The organism is Myxococcus sp. XM-1-1-1, from assembly GCF_020037095.1.
Classification (GTDB): Bacteria; Myxococcota; Myxococcia; order Myxococcales; family Myxococcaceae; genus Myxococcus; species Myxococcus fulvus.
In genome coordinates, this window is sequence record NZ_JAIQDH010000022.1 from 50,932 (window position 1) to 70,214 (window position 19,283).

At 70.7% G+C, this 19,283-nt stretch carries 17 protein-coding genes; 13 read left to right on the forward strand and 4 right to left on the reverse strand.

All coding sequences use genetic code 11. The features are described from left to right. Nucleotides 1-47: 47 nt before the first annotated feature. The 4 genes from K8640_RS32865 to K8640_RS32880 all read right to left on the reverse strand — a co-directional run bounded on the left by K8640_RS32865 (nt 48) and on the right by K8640_RS32880 (nt 4,874). Entirely contained in the window at nt 48-866 is an 819-nt protein-coding gene (locus K8640_RS32865) for a hypothetical protein (protein WP_223750680.1), read from the reverse strand. 56 nt (nt 867-922) lie between these two features. Beyond that, entirely contained in the window at nt 923-2,026 is a 1,104-nt protein-coding gene (locus tag K8640_RS32870) for a type IV pilus twitching motility protein PilT (RefSeq protein ID WP_223750681.1), read from the reverse strand. Between the two features lies 1 nt (nt 2,027). After that, nucleotides 2,028-4,052 (reverse strand): type IV pilus twitching motility protein PilT, encoded by a 2,025-nt coding sequence (locus K8640_RS32875; protein WP_223750682.1) that lies wholly within the window; start codon nt 4,050-4,052, stop codon nt 2,028-2,030. 285 nt (nt 4,053-4,337) lie between these two features. After that, a complete protein-coding gene (locus K8640_RS32880) occupies nt 4,338-4,874 on the reverse strand; it encodes an N-acetyltransferase (protein WP_141331932.1) in 537 nt (178 codons plus the stop codon). Nucleotides 4,875-5,163: 289 nt separating this feature from the next. On the opposite strand from K8640_RS32880, the gene K8640_RS32885 reads away from it, so the two are divergent. From K8640_RS32885 to K8640_RS32945, 13 genes are all read left to right on the forward strand, one after another. Beyond that, nucleotides 5,164-5,883, forward strand: coding sequence for an ATP/GTP-binding protein (locus K8640_RS32885; protein ID WP_223750683.1), 720 nt, complete (start codon nt 5,164-5,166; stop codon nt 5,881-5,883). Then, complete coding sequence (locus K8640_RS32890; RefSeq protein WP_223750684.1) at nt 5,880-7,382, forward strand: ATP-binding protein; 1,503 nt, start codon at nt 5,880-5,882, stop codon at nt 7,380-7,382. The genes K8640_RS32885 and K8640_RS32890 overlap by 4 nt, the downstream gene beginning before the upstream one ends. Nucleotides 7,383-7,493: 111 nt before the next feature. Next, nucleotides 7,494-8,081, forward strand: coding sequence for an NYN domain-containing protein (locus tag K8640_RS32895; RefSeq protein ID WP_046716512.1), 588 nt, complete (start codon nt 7,494-7,496; stop codon nt 8,079-8,081). 170 nt (nt 8,082-8,251) lie between these two features. Beyond that, nucleotides 8,252-8,674 (forward strand): VOC family protein, encoded by a 423-nt coding sequence (locus tag K8640_RS32900; RefSeq protein WP_223750685.1) that lies wholly within the window; start codon nt 8,252-8,254, stop codon nt 8,672-8,674. A 4-nt stretch (nt 8,675-8,678) separates the two neighbouring features. Beyond that, a complete protein-coding gene (locus K8640_RS32905) occupies nt 8,679-9,020 on the forward strand; it encodes a helix-turn-helix transcriptional regulator (protein WP_223750686.1) in 342 nt (113 codons plus the stop codon). A 16-nt stretch (nt 9,021-9,036) separates the two neighbouring features. After that, the gene (locus tag K8640_RS32910) at nt 9,037-9,528 is read left to right on the forward strand and encodes an SRPBCC domain-containing protein (protein WP_223750687.1); all 492 of its coding nucleotides are present in this window, start codon (nt 9,037-9,039) and stop codon (nt 9,526-9,528) included. A 439-nt stretch (nt 9,529-9,967) separates the two neighbouring features. Beyond that, entirely contained in the window at nt 9,968-11,575 is a 1,608-nt protein-coding gene (locus tag K8640_RS32915; protein ID WP_223750688.1) for a hypothetical protein, read from the forward strand. 191 nt (nt 11,576-11,766) lie between these two features. Continuing rightward, on the forward strand, nt 11,767-13,659 hold the full coding sequence (locus tag K8640_RS32920; protein ID WP_223750689.1) for a Hint domain-containing protein: 1,893 nt from the start codon (nt 11,767-11,769) through the stop codon (nt 13,657-13,659). Nucleotides 13,660-13,769: 110 nt separating this feature from the next. Then, complete coding sequence (locus K8640_RS32925; RefSeq protein ID WP_223750690.1) at nt 13,770-15,518, forward strand: hypothetical protein; 1,749 nt, start codon at nt 13,770-13,772, stop codon at nt 15,516-15,518. Between the two features lie 28 nt (nt 15,519-15,546). After that, nucleotides 15,547-16,497, forward strand: a complete 951-nt coding sequence (gene thiL / locus K8640_RS32930; RefSeq protein WP_223750691.1) for a thiamine-phosphate kinase — start codon at nt 15,547-15,549, stop codon at nt 16,495-16,497. Between the two features lie 116 nt (nt 16,498-16,613). Beyond that, the gene (locus tag K8640_RS32935; RefSeq protein WP_255653669.1) at nt 16,614-17,957 is read left to right on the forward strand and encodes a methyl-accepting chemotaxis protein; all 1,344 of its coding nucleotides are present in this window, start codon (nt 16,614-16,616) and stop codon (nt 17,955-17,957) included. Beyond that, nucleotides 17,954-18,838 carry an MmcQ/YjbR family DNA-binding protein gene (locus K8640_RS32940; protein WP_223750693.1) on the forward strand — a complete coding sequence of 295 codons (885 nt, stop codon included), beginning with the start codon at nt 17,954-17,956 and terminating at the stop codon, nt 18,836-18,838. The genes K8640_RS32935 and K8640_RS32940 overlap by 4 nt, the downstream gene beginning before the upstream one ends. 15 nt (nt 18,839-18,853) lie before the next feature. Then, complete coding sequence (locus tag K8640_RS32945; RefSeq protein ID WP_046716504.1) at nt 18,854-19,276, forward strand: chemotaxis protein CheW; 423 nt, start codon at nt 18,854-18,856, stop codon at nt 19,274-19,276. Nucleotides 19,277-19,283: the final 7 nt, after the last annotated feature.

The following is a 19,283-nucleotide window of genomic DNA, read 5'->3' on the forward strand; positions in this document are numbered from 1 at the left end:
TCAGGGACCTGTCGCCCACCACCGACTTCGCACGCGCACCAGGAGTCTCAGGGCGGCAGGTTCGTCAGCTTGGGGACCGGGAGGCTCCTGAGCGTGGCGTCCAGGTCGAACGTGTGGCGGTGGAAGGCGCGAAGGAAGTCCAGCGCAGGCCCCCGGGTCGACGCGGGTCTTTGAGGCCGGCTCCAGTCTCGGGGTGTGCGCGCGTGGACCTCGATGGCGTCCAGGAAAGGAAGCACGTCGTGCACCCCCATCAACAGCCGGAGTGAGTCGTCGCCGTGAAAGACCGTGTGGCGCTGACCATCGTGCCCGAGTCGTTTGCTCCAGCCCTTGGCGGAGGCTCGCTTGAGGTACCCGTTGAAAGTCTTCTGCCCTCCAGCGATGCGCAACAGTCGCCGCAGCAGTTGCGCCATCAACCCCCGTTCGGAGCGCCACCGGTTCTTGCTGACCCATCGCCGCGCTTCCCAGGAGGCCAGGTCCGCGGTGCTCATGAAATGCTCGTCGCCACGCAAATGGTCGAGCGCGTGGGCGCCGATGAGGCCCTCCGGCACGACGCCTCGGATGCGACTCAGGCGGGAGTCCCTCGGCTCCTCGGCGGTGCGGTGCTTCGCCCAGCGGATGAACGGGTTCACCTTGTCGGACCGGCGTCGACGGTGCACCACCCAGCCCATCTTCGACGCGGCATCCTCGTCGAGGTCGGCGCAGTCCTCGAAGAGGTCCGGCTCCAGCGCCAGCCGGGAGACGCGGACCCGGACGGCGCGCCGCGTGCTCCGGCTCTGGCTGGCCCGATACCAACGGGCCTGCTCCCGCCACTGCGAGGGCAACAGGCTGCGCGCCATCTGCAAGGACTTCTCGTCGCCGTAGAGCATGTCGCCCCTCTCGCGGGCGCGAGGGACGAAATGCCACGGCATTCCTGACACGGGCGCTACGCCTTCATCGACTCCGGCAGCACCCAGTCCGGCTTGAGCCGCTGGATGACCTTGGCCAGGTTCTCCTTGTCCTGGGCCTTCTCCAGCGCCGCGTCGGGCGTGATGACGTTGTCGCGCACCATGCGCTCCAGGTGCATGTCCAGGGTCTGCATGCCCTGGCCCTGGCCCGCCTGCATCTTGGACGCAATCTGGAAGACCTTGCCCTCGCGAATCATCGCCGCGATGGCCGCGCCGCCCACCAGGATTTCCAGCGCCGCCACGCGGCCCTTGCCGTCCGCCGTCTTGATGAGCTGCTGGGCGACGATGCCCGCAAGGCTCTCCGCGAGCATGCCGCGCACCTGCGCCTGCTCGTCCGCGGGGAACGAGTTGATGATGCGGTCGATGGTCGCCGGGGCGCTGTTGGTGTGCACCGTGGCGAACACCAGCACGCCGAAGCTCGCCAGCTGGAGCGCCAGCTTCATCGTCTCGTTGGTGCGCAGCTCGCCGATGAGGATGACGTTGGGGTCCTCGCGGCCCGCCGAGCGGATGGCCGTGGCGAAGCTCGACGCGTGCGGGCCCACCTCGCGGTGCGTCACCTGCGCCTTCGCGGACTCGTGGACGAACTCCACCGGGTCCTCGATGGTGAGGATGTGCGCCGGGCGCGTCTGGTTGATGTGGTTCACCATGCCCGCGAGCGTGGTGGACTTGCCGCTGCCCGTCGGTCCCGTCACCAGCACCAGGCCGCTGCGGCGCTCGGCCAGCTTGCGCACGATGTCGGGCGTCTTCAGGTCGTCGAGCGTGAGCACCTTGCTCGGAATGGTGCGGAACACCGCGCCCAGGCCCGTCTGCTTGTAGAAGTAGTTCGCGCGAAAGCGCGCCTTCGTCCCGTAGCCGTAGGCGAAGTCGAGGTCCAGCTCCTCGACAATCTGTCGCTTCTGCGCCGGGTTGACGATTTCGAAGAGCAGCCCCTCCAGCTCCTGCGTCGTCAGCGCCGCCTCGCGCAGGGGCGTGAGCTCCCCGCGGATGCGGCCCATGGGGGGATAGCCGACGCTCAGGTGCAGGTCGCTGCCCTTCTGCTCCAGAAGGATGTCGAAGAACTGGGCGATGCGTGGCGTGTTCATCTCAGCCCCCCTTCCTTCCCATCAGCGAGCCCATCTTGCTGAGCAGCCGCGCGCTGTCCTGCGGCGTCTCCGGCGCGGCCACCGCCGTGCCCGGCCTGCGTCCCGTCACCACCGCCTCCAGCTCGTCCGGGTTGTCCACGAAGCCCTTGGCCACCTCCAGCTTCACCTTGCCCGCGCGCACCAGGTCCGCCATCGAGTCCTCGAAGCGGACGATGCCCAGGCTCTTGCCGCGCTGCTGCAGCGAGGGAATCTGGTACGTCTTGTTGTCGCGGATGAGGTTGCCCAGCGCGACGGAGCCCGGCAGCACCTCCGCCGCGGCCACCATGCTCTTGCCGTCCGCGCTCGCCATCAGCCGCTGGCTGACGATGAGGCGCAGGCCGCTCGACAGCGACAGGCGCACCTGCTGCTGGTCCGCGGGCGGGAACAGGTCGATGAGCCGGTCGATGGTCTTCGCCGCGCTCGGCGTGTTCATGGTGCTGATGAGCAGGTGGCCCGTCTCCGCGGCCGCCAGCGCCATGCGCACCGTCTCCGTGTCGCGCAGCTCGCCCACGACGATGACGTCCGGGTCCTCGCGGAGGCTGCCCTTGAGCGCGCTGGCGAAGGTGCGCGTGTGCGCGCCCACCTCGCGCTGGCTGATGAGCGCCTTCTTGCGCGGGTGCACGAACTCGACCGGGTCCTCCACGGTGAGGATGTGGTGGGACGTGTGGCTGTTGATGAGGTCCACCAGCGCGGCCAGGGTGCTCGTCTTGCCATGGCCGGACGGGCCGGTGATGACGATGAGGCCCTGGTGGTGGTGCGTGGCCTTCGCGATGTCCTGGGGCAGGCCGAGCGACTCGAGCGTGGGGATGTCGCGGGCGATGACGCGGAAGGTGCCCTTGAGGCCCGTGCGGTGCCGCGAGACGTTGACGCGGAAGCGCCCCATCTCCGGCGAGTCGAGCGAGAAGTCGCAGCTGCCGTCGCGCTCCAGCACGGCGCGCAGCCGCTCCGGCACCACGGGCAGCAGCATGCCCTCCACGCGCGCGGCGTCGAGCACGCCGCCCTGGGGGACCAGGTCCCCGGCGAGGCGGAAGAGCACGGGGCGCTCGGCCACCACGTGCACGTCGCTGGCGCGCACGCTGCGGCCCTGCTCCAGCACCACCGCCAGGTCCCGGGCCCCACCCGTCAGCCGCGACGCCGCGAGGGTCCGCGCGGCCTCCTGCGTGCCCGCGCTCGAATACCCGCCCTGCGAGGGGGCATACCCGGTCGCGGTGTTCTGCGCCGCCGCGCCCTGTGCGCCGTAGCCCGCCGATGCGCCCGGTGACGAGGCCTGTCCCGCGTCGTGTGCGCCGTAGCCCGCCGAAGCGGGCTGCGCGCCGTAACCCGCTGAAGCGCCCGGCGACGTGGCCTGTCCCGTGGTGCCCTGCGCACCGTAACCGGCCGCCGCGCCCGGTGACGCGGCCTGCGCGCCGTGGCCCCCGGTGGCCACGTTCCTCACAGCCGACTGTGCGCTGTACCCGGCTGCCGCGCTCGTGGCCTGTCCCGCACCTTGTGCGGCGTAGCCCGCCGAAGCGGCTTGTCCGCCGTACCCTGCCGCGCCCTGTCCCGCGCCTTGCGCGGAGGCGCCCGCCGAAGCAGCGGCTTGTCCGCCGTACCCTGTCGCGCCCTGCACGGCCGCGGCGGGAGCTCGCGCGGTCGCAGAAGCCGCCGCGGTCGATGCGGCCGGAGCCGCCGCCGTGGCGCCCGCCTCCGCCGCGCGCGACAGCCTCAGGTGCATGAGGTCGCCCCGGCGCTGGGCGGCGATGGACAGCGCGCCCAACCCGTTGGCGTTGACGGACCACTGCGACGGTGAATCCGACACGGTGGAGGCCCGGGCCACGCCCACCATGGCCTGCAGCGCGCGCACGACGTCCTCCGTCGTCACCGCCGCCGGGTCCACCGGCTCATAGCCACTGCTCCCCCGAATCATCGGCGGTCGGCCCGTGGCCAGGGTCAGCTCCGTCACTCCAGGCCGCGACAGATGGCGCAACAGCTCAGCAAGGGGTCTCATGCGGAAGTCGACTCGGGCTGGGGCGAAGCGCGAAGCGCGGGGGTGGTCCGCAGGATAGTCGACAACGCGTCGAATGCGCCCACCCCCCGGTCCATCCTGGCGCTTCTTCCCCCGCGCCACGCCCGCCTGCCGTCGCCACGCGCAGTGGGCCCCACACCCACCTGTCAGCGGTGGACGGAGTCGATTCGCCAGGGTGGGGGAGGGGGCTCCGGGGCCCCTGAGGGCCCGCTCGGAGCGAGGGCGGGAGGCAAGCGGCCTCCCGCCAGGTACACCATGGGCGCGGGACTACAGCTCGCGCGACATCAGGAGCCGCAGCTTGCCGGACTTCTTGGACACCACCGTGGCCACGGTGGTGAAGCCCGCCTTGCGGTAGAAGCCCACTGCGGGCGCGTTGGACGGGTCCACGCGCAGGGCAATGGTCTTGCGGTACATGTCCCGCGCGGCCCGGAGCGCCTGCTCCAGCACCACCATCCCCAGACCCTTCTTGCGCAGCTCCGGCTTCACCACGATGTTGCGCAGGTAGGCAGCGCCGGGCACCGGGCCGTCGCGCTCCACCGTGACGTAGCCGACGATCTGGCTCTGCAGCCGGGCCACGTGGATGAAGGGCTTGAGCTGGGTCAGGGCCTTGAGGCTGTCCTCCTGCGTCTCACCCCGGCTCTTCCAGGGTTCGGAGCTGGCGCGCAGGGCCGCCACCGCCGTCATGTCCTCGTCGGTGGGCAGGGTGAACTTCACCGCCGCCATCAGGTCGTTGGGGAGGCCCACCACATCCAGCACCGGGGCTGGGGCCATCTCCACGCCCGGGTCCACCTGCTTCATCGTCATCGCCATCTCCTCCGTCGCGCTGCGATCCTAACCGCACCCCCGCCACCGGTGCACGCGGTGATTCCGCGCACATTGTCTTCTCAAGTGAGGAGTTTGCCTCCCCCTGGCACGAGAGGGTCGGATTCGGGTCAACCCCACCTTCGCCGGCGCCATTCCAGGGCAGAGGCCCCGCTTCCACGGCCGCCATCCGGCCGGCCTTCCGCGAAGCAGGCGTTCCCACTATAAAAACCCTGGTCGTCACCGGAGGGCTGGCCTCTCCTCCCCTCGACTCCGCCTGCCCGAGCACCCCTTGCAACTGAACCACGCCCAGCGCGAGCTGACGCTCAAGATCGTCTACTACGGTCCCGGACTCAGCGGGAAGACGACGAACCTGCGTCAGCTCCACGCCCGCGCGTACCCGGAGGTCCGGGGGCGGTTGCTGACGGTGGACACACACGACGACCGGACGCTGTTCTTCGATCTGCTGCCTGTCTTCTTCTCCACGTCCTCGGGCTTCAAGGTGAAGGTGAAGCTCTTCACGGTGCCCGGGCAGGTCATCCACAACGCGACCCGGCGCATCGTGCTGCAGGGGGCCGACGCGGTGGTGTTCATCGCGGACAGCCGGCACAGCGCGACGGCGGAGAACAACGCCTACTGGCGCAACCTGCAGGACAACATGAAGGAGAACGGGCTGGACCCCGCGCAGGTGCCCGTCGTCATCCAGTTCAACAAGCGGGACCTGCCCGACGCGCGCACGGACGCGGAGCTGGAGGAGGCGCGCAAGCGCGGCGGCGAGGCCGTGGTGGGCGCGGTGGCCCTCAAGGGCGAGGGCGTGCTGGAGACCTTCCACGCCGTGGCGCAGGCGGCCTACCGGCGGCTGGACGCGCGCGCGCACCTGGCGCGCAACGTGGGCCTCACCGAGGCGGAGTTCCTGTCCCAGGTCTTCGGCCGCATGGACCTGTCGGGCACCGCGCTGGCCGGGCGCTACGCCGCCGTCACCCGCGACGAGCAGGTGGGGGGCGGGCGATGAGCGGCTATCAGGGCAGCGTGCCCCCGGAGGGCTCGCGCCGCGAGTCCGTGCTCCAGCGCCGGCTGTCCCTGGGAGAGATGCTGGACCTCCCGTCGTTCTCGGAGGTGGTGAAGAGCTTCAGCGAGCTGTACCGCGTGGGCATCAAGGTGCTCGACGCGCGCGGCACCAAGCTGGCCGACGTGAAGGTGGGCCACGGCGACTTCTGCGCGTACGTCTTCTCCTTCCCGGACGGCCGCTCGCGCTGCACCGCCACCGTGGCGCGCGTGAAGGACGGCCCCGTCGTCCCGCTCAACGGCGCGCGCGTGGCCCAGGGCGACGGCGCGGAGGAGGCGGGCCTCATCGCGCTGCCGTGCTTCACCGGCCTGCGCTACCTGGTGATGCCCGTGCGCTGGGAGGGCGACTTCCTGGGCCGCGTCATCCTGGGGCCCTTCACCCCCGAGGAGCTGGGCGACTTCCCGGACACGCTCACGGACATCCCCGCGCTGGAGCTCACGCGCGCCCAGGAGCTGGTGTCCAAGGTGCGCCGCGCGCCCGAGCGCACCGTGGTGCAGGTGCTGACGCACTTCGGTCAGGTGCTCGCCGCGCTCGTCGCCAGCGGCCACCGCACCTACCTGACGACGCAGCTGCACATCGAGGCGATGCTGGAGACGCACCGCGAGCTGGAGGCGCAGAACTCGCGTCTGGCGCAGGTGAACACGCGCCTCAAGGAGCTGGACCGGCTCAAGTCCACCTTCCTGGGCACGGTGAGCCACGAGCTGCGCACGCCCCTGGCGTCCATCATCGGCTACTCGGAGATGCTCGCCGAGGGCCTGGCCGGCGTGCTCAACCCCGAGCAGCTGCTCTACGTGCGCACCATCGTCGAGAAGGGCGAGTCGCTGCTCAACCTCATCTCGTCCATCCTCGACCTGAGCCAGATTGAAGCCGGCAAGCTGCGGCTGTCGGTGGGGCCGGTGGACCTGGCCAGCGTCATCCAGACGGCGGTCTCCAGCGTGCTGCCCCAGGCGCAGAGAAAGGGCGTGGAGCTGGAGGTGCGCCTGCCGCCCGTGCCCAGGCCCCGGCTGGCGGGCGACGCGGACAAGCTGCGCCAGGTGCTGGTGAACCTGCTCGCCAACGCGCTGAAGTTCACGTCGTCCGGAGGGCGGGTGTCGGTGGTGATGTCGGAGGCGGGCGTCCAGGACGCGCTGGGCCTCACCGGCTACCGCGTCTGCGTGGAGGACACCGGCGTGGGCATCCGCGAGGACCAGTTCGAGCGCATCTTCCAGAGCTTCTATCAGGTGGACGGCAGCTCCACGCGCGAGCACGGCGGCGCGGGGCTGGGCCTGGCCATCGTGAAGAGCCTGGTGGAGGGCCACGGCGGCAAGGTGTTCGTGGAGAGCGAGTTCGGGCGCGGCTCGCGCTTCACGGTGGTGCTGCCCATGCAGCCGCCCATCCCCGAGCACGGCCTGCTGGCCGCCCCCGCGCCCGTGCCCGAGCTGCCCCCGGGGCCCGACCGCTTCTGACGCGGGAGGTCGACCGGGACCGTGCCTTCCCGGGCGCGGGACGTGGCGCGTCGTGGACGTGTCACACGCAATCCCCCCGGAAGGCATCGCCCGGGCGTATTGTCCGCGCCCATGCTCACCGGACGTCCTTCCGCCGCTTCCTACGTGCTCATCGATGCGGAGAACATCGACTGGGCCGTCTCCAACGTCGTCGGCCGTAAACCCGAGTCGCAGGACCGCGTGCAGTTCGACCGTCTGGTCGCCTTCTGCGAGACGTACTTCCCCGCGCCCGTGCGCTGCGTGGTGGTGCTCAACGCGCGCGGCGAGCAGCTGCCCGACGTGATGATTGGCTTCATCCGCGCGCTGAAGTCCGCGGGCTGCGAGGTGGCGCTGCTCTACGGACGGCCGGACCAGAAGGTGGTGGACCTGGGCATCCTCAAGCTCCTGGAGACCATCCGCACCCAGCGGCCCAAGGCGGCCGTGGGCCTGGCCAGCCACGACGGCGGTGACTTCGCCGAGGCCCTCAAGCCCATGCTCGAGGAGAAGCGCCAGGTGGCCGTGCTCGGCCTGCGCGAGTACGTCAGCCAGCGCTTCCGGGACCTGGTCCCCGCGGGCCTCAAGATTGTCGACCTGGAGCTCAACGCGAAGGTGTTCCAGCGCCCGCTGCCCCGGCTCCTGCCGGTCAACGTGGACGAGTTCGACCCGATGCTGTTCGTCTAGCGCGCCGCTCCCCGCGCACCGCCGGCCGGAGCCCCACCGAGGGCCCGGCCGACTTTCCACACGCTTCGCGAGCCGCGCCCCTCGCCGTGCGCGTCGCGCTTGCGGATGGTTAACGATGGCGTTAAATATTGCCCCAGCGGTTAACGATTCGTTCGCCAAGGAGACACGCCATGAAGCCGGTTCCCGAGGGGTTCTCACGCATCAGTCCCGGGCTGTTCTACGAGGACGCGCCCAAGGCCATCGACTGGTTGGAGAAGGCCTTCGGCTTCCAGACGCGGCTGAAGGTGGAGGGCGCGCCGGGCGTCATCGTCCACTCGGAGCTCGTGTATGGCGAGGCCGTCATCCTGGTGAACTCGGTCTCCCCCAAGTTCCCGGGCCGCACGACGGGGAGCACGAGCGCGTGCTACCTGATGGTGTACGTGGATGACGTGGACGCGCACTGCGCGCGGGCCAAGGCCGCGGGCGCCCGGATCACCCAGGAGCCGAAGACCACGGACTACGGCGAGGACTACTGGACGGACCGGGGCTACGGCGCCGAGGACCTGGAGGGCCACTCCTGGTGGTTCGCCCAGCGGATGTCCTCCAAGGGCTGACGCCATGGGAGCCGCCCGTCGCCTGGATGAGACCTTCGCCGCGCTGGCCGACCCCACCCGTCGAGGGGTCATCGACCTGCTCTGCGAGGAGCCCCGGCGCGCGGGCGAGCTGGCCGCCGCCTTCGACATGTCCGCGCCCGCCATGTCCCGTCACCTGCGCGTGCTGCGCAAGACGGGGCTGGTGGAGGAGGAGGCCCTCGAGGACGACGCCCGGGTGAAGGTGTACCGGCTGCGCCCCGAGCGCTTCGGGGAGCTGCGCGCGTGGCTCGACGAGGTGGAGTCCTTCTGGAGCGACCAGCTCTCCGCCTTCAAGGCCCACGCCGAACGCACCCGCAAGAAGACCTGAGCCTCGAGGCCCCGAGATGACGACGCCGCAGACCGCCCGCGTGACGACCTTCCTCAGACTGGAGCCCCAGGTGGCCTTCGAAGTCTTCACCGAGGAGACCAACCTCTGGTGGCGCAAGGGGCCCCGCTTCCGGGGCTCCCGCTCGCCCGACAGCGTGGTGCGCTTCGAGGGCGGCGCCGGAGGCCGGCTGGTGGAGGAGGACGCCGAGGGCGTCTTCGAGATTGGCCGCGTGCTGGCGTGGGAGCCGGGCCTCCACCTGCGCTTCGAGTGGCGCGGCAGGAACTTCGCGCCCGGCGAGCTCACCGAGGTGGAGGTGCGCTTCGAGTCCGCCGAGGGCGGCACCCGCGTCGTCCTGGAGCACCGCGGCTGGGAGTCGCTGCGCCCCGACCACCCCGTGCGTCATGGCCAGGACGTCGCCGCCTTCCTCGCGATGATGGGCATGTGGTGGGCGGGCCTCACCACCGCGCTGCGCACCGTGGCCTCCCGCCCGACGCCACGCGTTGAATGACTGTCAGCGATTAGCCCTGTCATAAAATTCCAGATGCCGCCCTCGCGGGCATGTATGCTGTTGGCGTCCGAACGTGTGGCCCCGAGCCCCGTCGCGCGCGCCTGCCCGCGGACAACCCTCTGACACATGTCTCGCGTACTCACCGGACGCGCCCTCGCGTGCGTCCGGGACGCGGGCGCGCGTGTCCGCTCGGGACCCGGCGCGTCCGCTCCTGACGCCGCGTGCGTCCCATTGGGTGCGCCTGCGCGTGCAGTCTTGACGCACCCAGGGTCAAGTCCTCACATGTCGTGGGAATTCCGTAGAGCACCCGCATGGATGGCTGGGTGGGATTTGTGGTGAATCCGATTCTGTCTTGTAAATATTTGTTGAATGCTTCATAAGGGCGCGCGTTGGACAGACGTGGTGAAACCAGTTGTGTCAATCCGAAGAGGGGGAGCATATGGACAAGCGCATCCGGCGCTCGTGTCTTGCTTTGGCATCGATTCTGGCTCTCGCCGGCTGTAGCACGCAGGAGGACGTGGTGGAGGCCGAGGCCCCACCCGCCGCGCGGCCCGCGCCGTTGCACTCCGAGCGCGGCGGCATCGGCCTCTTGCTCGCCTCCGGCGACAAGTCGGCGATGAACACGGTGACGGTCAACACGTTCCGCTCGCTCATCGTCACCGAGACGGCCATCGTCAACAACTTCTCCCTGCGCGAGGTCATGGACCAGCTCGCCGTGCAGAGCGGCGTGGCGGGGATGACGGGCCTCAAGCTCTACCGCCAGCTCTGGGACACGCAGAACCCGACGCCGGGGCAGATCAACCCGAACCAGCACTGCAACGACCAGATGTCGGGCTCGCAGTCCGTCTTCAACAGCTTCCCGTACCAGTGCCGCAATGCGGAGGGCGCCCAGGCCGGCCAGGACCCGTTCAACGTCGCGACGCAGGGCTACCGGGCGGTGGGCCTGTTCAACCGCTTCGACCTGGCGCCCGCGGACGGCTCCAACTGCGGCGAGTACCGCATCGTCTTCGCGCGCAGGTCCGGAGAGACCAACGCCGGCCAGCGCAACTTCATGATCTTCGAGGCCGTGCTGCCCAACCCCCACCAGGACGAGGGGCTGGACGGGTGCCTGCCGGTGGCGGAGTTCTGGCAGCGGCTGACGACCAACCCGGACGTGGCCTCGCGCACCCAGCAGCTGCGGGCGTTCTATCTGCAGGGCCTGCCGGGCTTCCGGCCGGTGGTGCACATCGACAACTACGGCGCGGACCCGGCGACCGTCGCGGGCCAGATTCGCACCAACCAGTTCATGCAGGCCAACTGGCTCTTGCGTGAGTTCAAGCTGCAGAAGACGTGTCTGGCCGGCACGTGCACGTCGCTGAGGGCCATCCTCTCCACGGACAAGGTGAACCCGTTCGGCCCGCTGTTCAGCCCGACGTCCACGCACGCCCGGGCCGAGGACTTCCGCTTCTTCTTCGCCAGCCAGGTGGAGGCGCTGGCGCGCAACGACGTCAACCTCTTCAACATGGACGTGCAGGACCAGTTCAACGCGGGCCAGTCCGACGCGCAGGGCACGGAGAACAACTACACCTTCCACTTCGGCAACAACGCCTCCGCGCTGCGCACGCTCATCCAGAACGAGCTCACCCGCATCGGCAGCACGCTGACGCCCAACCAGATTGTGTCCCGCGCCAAGGCGCTGTCGTGCGCGGGCTGCCACGACCTGAGCAACGGCAACAACCTGGGCGGCGGCGTGGTGTGGCCCGCCTCGCTGGGCTTCACCCACGTGAGCGAGCTGACGGAGGAGGGGCCCGAGGGCACGCGCTTCCGCATCTCCCCGGCGCTCACCAACGTCTTCCTGCCGCACAGGAAGGCCGTCCTGGAGGAGTACCTGAGCCGCCCGCGCCCGTGCCACAACGTGTGCAACCCGGGCAACCCCATCGCCACCCACTGCTCGCCGTGCGCGGCGGCGGTGTGCGAGGGCGACCCGTTCTGCTGCTCGGGCTCCTGGGACGTCATCTGCGTGGAGGCGGCGCAGGACGTCTGCGGCCTGGCCTGCAACGCGCAGTAGTCAGCGACTCCAGGTGTCCCGGCGGGCGGTCGTCGCACCCCCGCGCCCGTCGGGACGCCTGGCCGTAGCGGTCATGCGCGGGCCTTTCGGCAGACAGGCCCGCCCTGGGGGGCAGCGGTCCACACGCAGGTCTGAGTGTCGTCGGTGTGGTTGTCGTCGTCGGCAGTCCACTGCAGCAGAGGGGGTTACACATGAAGCCGTGCTCGCGTTTCTCGGTGCCTGTTACCGCGGCCCTGCCGCTCGTCGCGCTCGCGACGTCCGCCTGGGCCGGCCCGTTGCGCTCCCCGGACCGGGGGTTGGACGGGGCCACGCTGGTGGAGGACTCGCAGTACATGCGCCGCGTCTTCGAGGAGAAGACCCGGGGCGCCGGTGGCGAGAGCATCGCCATCGACCTGGCCGACCCGGCCCAGTACCGCTTCGTGATGAACCGCCTGCGCGGCTCCGGGAAGACGGTGGCCAACGCGCCCCGGCTCTTCGAGCGGCTGGCGCTGGCGCAGAGGAAGGCCCTGGCGCACCAGGCCGCGGGCACGCAGGCGGCGCCCCTGGCCAACAACTGGGGCTGTGACCACTTCCTCAACCTGACCCGCGGCGTCACCAGCGGCTCGGTGCGCGTCTACGAGAGCAACCCCTGGGCGGCGTGCCTCAACGGCGCCAGCTACGTGTACACGGACATCGTCGCCTTCAACGCGAACAACGCGGAGACGCAGACGACGGTGGTGGACTCGGCCTCCGGCGAGGAGTACGCGGCCGGCCAGAGCTTCGACGACGTCATCGTGCGGCCGGCCATCCCGGTGAACCAGGACCGGCAGGTCATCCTCGACTCGATGATGATCGCCATGAACGAGAACACGGGCGAGGAGGTCGTCACCTTCGTGCGCGGCCAGTCGAGCACGACGACGGGCGGCGCGGACCTGGCGCTCGAGCACCCGCGGCTGTCGGTGCCCAACAGCGGCAAGCTGAACACGGAGCTGTGCCAGATGCGCGGCGGCATCGACTGTGACTACGCCGCGGTGGGCGCCACGCTGGCGCCCTCGGGGGCCAACACCCCGACGAGCATCGCGCTGCGCAACCCCGCCGTGACGGCCTCGTGGGTGGGGGATGCCAGCAACAACTTCCCCCTGACGCGCCCGTGGGACTGGAGCCACGTCTACGTGCCCACCAAGTTCACCTTCAACGCGGGCAGCAAGAACGGCATCGCCTGCGTCATCAAGGAGATCCTCCCGGGCTCGAAGGTGCGCCTGGTCAAGCCCATCACGGGCGGCACCTGCATGAGCCAGGCGGACCTGACGCCCTTCCTCGCCGGCTCCATCAACAGCCAGACGGCGAACGTGACGCTGCTGGCGGACCTGACGCGGGAGACGTCCATCGCGGGCACGGGCGTCGAGAACTGCGCGATGCAGACCATCATCAACCAGCCGGTGGAGTACGTCATCACGGTGAGCACCAAGGTGAACTGCGGCACGGCGGCGAACACGCCGGCCTCGGTGACGGTGCGCATGCTGTCCGACTCGCGCTATCGCTATGGTGTGCAGGTGTGGAACTCCTGCATGGCGGAGGGCACGCAGGTGGTGCTGGCCGATGGCAGCGTCGTCCCGGTGGAGTCGGTGAAGCGCGGCCAGCGCATCGTGACGAACGCGAAGGGGGACACGCTCACCGTGCGCGACGTCCAGGTGGGTGGCGAGCGCGACGCGATGGTGAACCTGCGTGACGACAAGGGCCACGCGGTCAGCCTCACCGACAAGCACCCGGTCATCATGGCGGATGGCAAGCCGCTGGCGGCCGGCAAGCTGAAGGTGGCGGACCAGGTCAGCACCCGCGAGGGCGTGGCCACGCTGACCTCCGTCACGCGCGAGAAGTACACGGGCAAGGTCTACAACTTCAGCCTGGGGACGACCGAGGAGTTGGCGCGCGCGGGGAAGCACGCGAACACGATGTTCGCCAACGGCTTCCGCGTGGGTGACAACGCGATGCAGGGCGAGCTGACGGCGCCCGTGGCGGACTCGCGCGAGACGCTCGAGCGTCTGCCGGCCTCGTGGCACAAGGACTACGCCCTGGCCCCCGCGTTCGTGGCGGGTCAGCGCTAGCTCGCGGTTTCGAGGAAGCAAGCACCGCCGCCCCACCGACGCGCCTGGCGCCGGTGGGGCGTTCTGTCTGGGTGGGCACGAGAGACAACCTGGTGACGACAGGAGCACGGATGCGGAACACGGTGGTGATGAGCGTGCTGGTGATGGGCTTGCTGGCCTGCGGAGACGCGCCACCCCGGCCACCGCCGCCGGGCTTCTGTCCGGAGCGTCCCGCCGCCGTGGAGCCCGGGAGGCCCGGTCAGGTGCCGCTGCGGGTGCGCCCGCCCGAGCGGCTCGAGGCGTGGAGGGCCCGCGTGGGGCTCGCGCGCACGCCGTCGGCGGTGGGGGCGCGAGCGCCCGAGCGGCTCGAGGCGGGGAGCGCCCGTGCGGGGCTTGCGCGGGTAGGGTCGTCGGGGTCGCCCGAGGCGTGGCGGGCTGGCGAGGGGCGCGCGCGCGCGTTGTCTGTGGAAGCGCCTGAGCACTTCGCTTCGTGGCGAACCCACGCGGAGCTCTCGCGGGCGGGGACTTCCGAGCGGCTCGAGGCGTGGAGTGCTCGTACGGGGCTCTCGTCCGTGGCGCCATCGGCGCAGACCGCGGTGGACCTGACGGGCCGCTCGTGGTGGGCCACGCCGTGTCTCGTGGGGACTCCGGGCCTGGAGGTGGCGACGCCCCGGGTGGCCGTGACGGAGTCCGGCCGCGCGATGGCGGTGTGGACCGAGAGCGACGGACTCGACGCGTGGCTGTGGGCCAGCGAGTACACGCCGACCACGGGATGGTCTTCCGCGCGCAAGGTGGACCTCTTCCGCGAGCTCCCGGACGACGAGCTCCGGGTGCGGCAGCCGCAGGTCGTCGCCGACGGCGAGGGCCGCGTGCTGTTGATGTGGCTCCAGAGCGAGGGCTCGACGGCGACGCAGCTGTGGTCCGCGCGGCACGTGCCGGGCGAGGGATGGAGCAAGGCGGACCGTGTGCTGGCGCATCCCCTGGGAGACGCGACGCACCTGGAGCTCGCGCGCGACGCGGCGGGCGGCTTCACCGTCATCTGGACGCAGTTCGACGGCGACACGTTCAGCGAGAACGTCTGGACCACCCGCGGCTCGCCCGCGACGGGCTGGGAGCCCGCGCGCCGCATCGACACGCCCGCGCCGGGCTTCTCCCTGGCGCCTCGGGTGTCGGTGAGCTCGGACGGCCACGTGGTGGTGGGGTGGGACCGCTTCGACGAGCTGGAGGGCATCCCCGTGGCGTGGTTCAGCCGGTGGACCCCCTCCGAGGGCTGGAGCGCCGCGGAGCGCCTGAGCCCTCCAGGCGTGGACGGCTTCTACGCGGAGCCCGTGGCGGGGCCGGGCGGCACGGCGCTCGCGCTGTGGAGCGGCCTGGGAGAGGTGGAGGTGGAGCTGTGGGCGCGGCGCTTCGTGCCCGGCTCGGGCTGGTCCACGCCCGAGCGCCTGGAGGAGGTCCTCGGCAGCTCCGGCGCGGCCCAGGCGACCGCGGAGCGGGAGGGACGCACCCTGGTGGTCTGGCCCCGCGCGCGCGACGGCGTCACCCGCTTGTCCAGCCGGCCCTTCGACTTCGCCCGCGGCTTCCGTCCGCGCGAGGACGTGGCCCCGCCGCCGAAGGGGCTCGTCGCCCTGGACCCGCGGGTGGTGTCGGTGAGCCCGTGGGAGTCGCTCGCCGTCTGGACCCAGGAGGTCGAGGGCGGCCGGCGCATCGCCGCCAGTCGCTACGTCCTCGGCCGAGGCTGGGGACCCGCGACCTGGCTCGACACGGAGACCTCCGCACAGACGGGCTTTGCGCACGTGGCCGTGGGCGCGCGGGGCGACGCCGTGGCCACCTGGCTGCACGGGGGCGAGGTGCCCGGCGTGGGCCTCAGCGTCTTCCAATAGACGCGCCCTTGGTCTTTGCTGTCGGACGATGCCTGGTGAGTTCGACTTCATCCGCCGCTTCCTCGGCCACTTCCCCAAGGCCCGGGTGCCGGTGGGCCCCGGGGACGACTGCGCGGTGCTCGCGCCCTCGCGCGGGGCGCTGTGCGTCACCACCGACGCCGTGGTGGAGGACGTGCACTTCACCCGCGCGTCCTTCTCCCCCGCGGACATCGGCCACAAGGCGCTCGCGGTGAACCTCTCGGACGTGGCCTCCATGGGCGCCACGCCGCGCTGGTTCGTCTGCGCGCTCGCGCTGCCCAGGGACTTCCCTCCCGCGCACCTGTCGGGCATCGCCCGGGGCATGGCGGCGCTCGCCCGCGAGCACCGCGTGGCGCTGGTGGGCGGCAACTTCACCTCCGCGCGCGAGCTGTCCATCACCATCACCGCCACCGGCGAGCTCTCCCGCCCTCCGCTCACCCGCGCGGGGGCCCGGCCCGGTGACTGGCTCTACGTGTCCGGCACGCTCGGCGACGCGAGGCTGGGGCTCGCCCACCTGCGCGCCGGGGTGAAGCGCGGCGCCAGCGTCCAACGCCAACGCCGACCCCGACCTCGCGTCGCCCTGGGCCAGCTCGCCGCGCGCTTCGCATCCGCGGCACTGGATGTTTCCGATGGTCTTGCACAGGACCTGGGTCACCTGTGCACCGCGTCGGGGGTGCGCGCGGTGGTGGAGCTGGCGAAGCTGCCGATGTCGGCCGCGGTGCGGCGGGAGCTGGGCCCCGAGGGGGCGCTGGCGGGCGGGGAGGACTACGAGCTGCTCATGGCCGTCCCCTCGGCGCGGGGGCGTGCCTTCGAGCGGGCGTGTGCTCGGGGCGGCCATCCGGTGACGCGCGTGGGGGCGCTCTCGGAGGGGGTGGGGTGGGTGATCCACGACGAGTCCGGACGCGACGTGCGCCGGCCGGGCGGGTTCGACCACTTCCGACAAGCCTCCCGGGTGGATTGACCCTGCCCGACAGCAAGGCTAAACCCAGGGCGCTTCCGCCCCTCCCCCGAAAGCATCCCGTGCGCCGTCCCCTACGTGACGACACTGCCCCCGGATTGACGCCTCGCCGCGAGCCCCTGCAGCGCCTGGTGCGCGCCGCGGTGGACGGGCGTCGTACGACCAAGGTGGTCTCCCTCCAGTCCAGCATCACCAAGGGTTACGTGGTGCTGGGGCTGGCGCTCACCATCTGGATGGTCGCCTCGGAGCCGCTGGCGCAAGGGCTGGTCGAGATGCTGGGCCTGGACCAGGTGGCGGAGTGGAAGGTGGCCATCCGGATGCTCGGGGCCATCGGAATCACGGGCTTGGCCGCCTTCGCGCTGCCGTCACTGCTGGCGCGCGTCACGCGCGTGAAGGTGCTGAGCAACTCCGCGTACGAGATTTCGCAGGGCGACCTGTCCAAGCCGGTGGCCGCCGAGGGCGGCAGCACGCGCGACGAAATCGACGAGCTGACGGGCGCCATCATCCGCATGCAGGAGAACCTGCGCGAGCTGGTGGGCAAGATCCAAGAGACGGCCAAGAGCGTGGCCGACACGGCCATCGACCTGCAGCGCTCGGCGGAGAACGTCAACGGCTCCACGGAGGAAGTGGGCTCGTCGATGAACATCATCGCGGGCGGCGCGGAGACGCAGTCGCAGCTGGTGTCCAAGGCCTCCAAGGTCATCACGGAGATGGCCAGCAGCATCCAGCGCACGACGGGCAGCGCGGAGGACGCGGCGCGCACGACGGCGGAGACGAGCAGCGCGGCGGAGGATGGCTCCAAGGCGGCGCGGCTGGCCGGCGACAAGGTGAAGAAGGTCTTCAACCGCATCGAGTCCGCCAGCCAGCAGGTGTTCGCCTTCGGCGAGAAGACGCAGGAGATCTCGAAGATCGTCGACGCCATCACCCAGGTGGCGCAGCAGACGAACCTGCTGGCGCTCAACGCGACGATTGAAGCGGCGCGCGCGGGTGAGTACGGCCGAGGCTTCGCGGTGGTGGCCGACGAGGTGCGCAAGCTGGCGGAGAGCGCGGGCCGTTCCGCCGAGCAGATCTCCAAGCTGGCGCGCGACATCTCCGGTCAGTCGACGTCCGTGGTGAGCGCCATGAAGGAGGGCATCGCGGAGCTGGCGGAGGGCCGCGAGGACCTCACCAACATCGTGCGCTCCATGGGCGCCATCACCGACACCATCCGCAAGGGCTCCGAGAAGGTGCACCTCATCTCCGAGAGCACCCGCGAGCAGCACAAGGGCAGCGAGGAGATGGTGAAGGCCATCGAGGAGATCAAGCTGGTGGCGCGCAACAACGCCGCCTCCACCGAGGCCATCCAGTCCGTCATCCAGGAGCAGACGGCCGCCGTGTCGCGGATGACGTCGCTGGCGAGCGAGCTGACCAACCTCTCCGTCGAGCTGCAGAGCGTGGTGCGCAGCTTCCGTCTGGGGCCATGAGCCAGGGCGCCACCGTCGTGTTGGGCGCCGCGGAGGCGCGGCTGCGCGAGGTGATGCTCGCCCTGCCGGACGTCACCGAGGAGTTCCCCTGGGGACACCGCACCGCGAAGGTGCGCGGGAAGATGTTCGCCATCCTCGTGCTCGACGAGGAGGGGCTGCGCGTCACCACCAAGCTGCCCACGTCCAACGAGGCGGCGCTGATGCTCCCGTTCGCCGAGCCCACGGGCTACGGCCTGGGCAAGAGCGGCTGGGTGACGGCGCGCTTCTCCCCCGGACAGGAGGTCCCGGTGGAGCTGATGGCCCTGTGGATCCAGGAGAGCTTCCGCGCCGTGGCGCCCAAGTCCCTGGGGGACGGTGCGTCCGTGGTGAAGAAGTCCGCCGCGAGCAAGACGAAGGCGGTGGGCGCGGAGTCGACGGTGTCGGGCGCGAAGTCGTCGGGCACGAAGGTGAAGCCCGCCGCCGCGAAGCTGACGACGGCGAGCGCGAAGGTGACGGCGACGGACGCGAAGCTGAAGCCCGCCGCCGCGAAGCCGAAGACGGTGAGCGCGAAGGCGAAGTCGACGGGCGCGAAGGTGAAGGCGGTTGGTGCGAAGGCGAAGTCGGCGAGCGCGAACGTGAAGTCGTCGGACGCGAAGCTGAAGCCAGCCGCCACGAAGCCGAAGACGGTGAGCGCGAACGTGAAGTCGACGGGCGTGGAGGCGAAGGCCGTGGGGGTGAATGCGGCACCCGCAGGCTCGAAGACCTCGGGCGCGCAGGTGAAGCGTCCTGGCAAGAAGGTGGCTGCGGCGGCAGGCAAACCGTCCGCGAGGAAAGTGGCGCCCGGGGGGAAGCGGCCCCGCACGGCGCGACGCGCCACGGCGTCCCGCTCAATGCAAAGCTGATACAACACGACCTCTGTGCGGCACGTCATCTTCCGGGTGGAGAAGGAGCGCTACGGACTGCCCTTGTCGGCGGTGCGGGAGGTCGTCGTGCCTCCGGAGCGCTTCACCCGGGTGCCGCGCGCGCCGGCTGCGATTACCGGGGTGATGAACCTGCGGGGCCGGGTGGTGACGGTGGTGGAGCTGCGCCAGCTGTTGGGGCTCCCGGATGGGGCCTCGCCCCCGTCCCGCGTGGTTCTTCTGGACCGCGGCCGGAGGGATCTGGGACTGTTGGTGACGGATGTGGATGGAATCGAGGCGGTCGAGCGGGTGAGCACGGCGCCGGGGAAGTCGACACCGGCCATCCGTGGCGTCGCCCGGCTGGGTGGGCTGGGAGTGACCGTGCTGGACCCGGAGGGACTGGACGCCGCGGTGGTTGCCTTGTTCACCCATTCCAAGTGAGTAGCCC